This window comes from Mycobacterium sp. E136, from assembly GCF_001666865.1.
GTDB lineage: Bacteria > Actinomycetota > Actinomycetes > Mycobacteriales > Mycobacteriaceae > Mycobacterium.
In genome coordinates this window covers 1-1345 of the sequence record NZ_LZJE01000347.1, presented here as the reverse complement: position 1 = coordinate 1345, position 1345 = coordinate 1, and the positions used below count along the sequence as shown (strand labels likewise).

Sequence of the window (1345 nt, the reverse complement as noted above, 5' to 3'; positions counted from 1 at the left end):
GTTGATCGCGATCAGGAACGGCAGTTCACGCGCCTCAAAGAAGTCGACCGCGGCGAAGCTGTCCTGCAGGCGACGCACGTCGACCAGCACGATCGCCCCGATCGCCCCGCTGACGAGGTCGTCCCACATGAACCAGAACCGACGCTGCCCGGGCGTGCCGAACAGGTACAACACCAGGTCGTCGGCCAAGGTGATGCGGCCGAAGTCCATCGCGACCGTCGTGGTGTTCTTCTGCGGTGTGGCCTCCAGGCCGTCGACGCCCGCCGACGCAGTAGTGACCAGGGCCTCGGTCCGCAGCGGCATGATCTCGGAGACCGCGCCGACGAACGTCGTCTTGCCGGCGCCGAAGCCGCCGGAGATGACGATCTTCGTTGCGGATGAGCGCTCGCGCGAAGACCCTGTTGCGGATGAGCGCTCCTCAGAGTGCCTTGAGGCCACGCAGTGTCCTTCCTATCAACTCACGTCTCTCGTCGACGGTGCTCGACTCGCCCAGCGCGCCGCGCACCGCCACATAACCCTGCGTCACGAGATCCCCGATCAGCACCCGCGCCACGCCGAGCGGCAACGACAACTTCGCGGCGATCTCGGCGACCGACGGGTGATTGACGCCCATCGCCAGGATCTGCCCGCGCACGTCGTTGCCCGGCCAGCGCGGCGGCTTGGCCGAATCCAGCGTCTCGATCGGCGCCTCCAGCGGGAGGTGGACCCGGGAATGGGTGCGGCCGGCGGTCAGGATGTACGGCCGGACCAGGCTCGGCTCTTCGGCGACGTCGCCATCCCACTGGTCCATCGACGGCTCACGAACGCGCAGGTGCGCGCCGCCGCGCCGACTGGACGACGGTGCCCACCCGTTCGACCAGCACCGCCATCTCGTAGCCGATCTGGCCGATGTCGCAGTTGCGCGCCGCAAGGGTGGCCAGATTGGAGCCGTCGCCGACCCGCATCAGCAGCAGGTAGCCGTTCTCCATCTCGACCACCGACTGCAGCACGTACCCGCCCTCGAACAGCTGCGCCGCGCCCGTCGACAGGCTGGCCAGTCCGGACGCCACGGCCGCGAGTTGGTCGGCGCGTTCGGTGGGGATGTGCTCGCTGGCCGCCATCAGCAGCCCGTCGGCGGACACCAGCACGGCGTGGGTCACCCCGGACACCTCGCGGGCGAATTTCGACACCAGCCAGTCGAGTGAGTCACGCTGCGTTGATCGCGACGCGTGGGTCATTCGGTATCGGTTCCTCTGGTCTCTCGTGCGTGCGACCGGGCAGCGTGCACCCCGCCGAAGTGGCTGCTGATGCTGGCCCGAACGGCTTCCGGATCGCGATGCGGGGCTCCCGGTTCAGCGCCGACCTC

Annotated in this window: 4 protein-coding genes; all 4 read right to left on the bottom strand. The window is 68.6% G+C overall.

All coding sequences use genetic code 11. The annotated features are described in order from the left end of the window. Nucleotides 1-438 (bottom strand): GTP-binding protein (locus tag A5698_RS23110; RefSeq protein WP_068301636.1); only part of this gene is annotated, 438 nt, incomplete at its 3' end. Beyond that, nucleotides 419-790, bottom strand: a complete 372-nt coding sequence (locus A5698_RS23105) for a DUF742 domain-containing protein (protein WP_068301632.1) — start codon at nucleotides 788-790, stop codon at nucleotides 419-421. The genes A5698_RS23105 and A5698_RS23110, both read right to left, overlap by 20 nt. 7 nt (nucleotides 791-797) lie before the next feature. Further along, a complete protein-coding gene (locus A5698_RS23100; RefSeq protein WP_067091327.1) occupies nucleotides 798-1217 on the bottom strand; it encodes a roadblock/LC7 domain-containing protein in 420 nt (139 codons plus the stop codon). After that, on the bottom strand, nucleotides 1214-1345 hold a 132-nt coding region (locus A5698_RS30060; protein ID WP_502688871.1), incomplete at its 5' end, for a hypothetical protein. The genes A5698_RS30060 and A5698_RS23100, both read right to left, overlap by 4 nt.

What these genes read in the sequence shown, in the direction of transcription:
- A5698_RS23100 (WP_067091327.1), bottom strand. Translation starts at nt 1,217, where the DNA reads ATGACCCACGCGTCGCGATCAACGCAGCGTGACTCACTCGACTGGCTG.
- A5698_RS23105 (WP_068301632.1), bottom strand. Translation starts at nt 790, where the DNA reads ATGGACCAGTGGGATGGCGACGTCGCCGAAGAGCCGAGCCTGGTCCGG.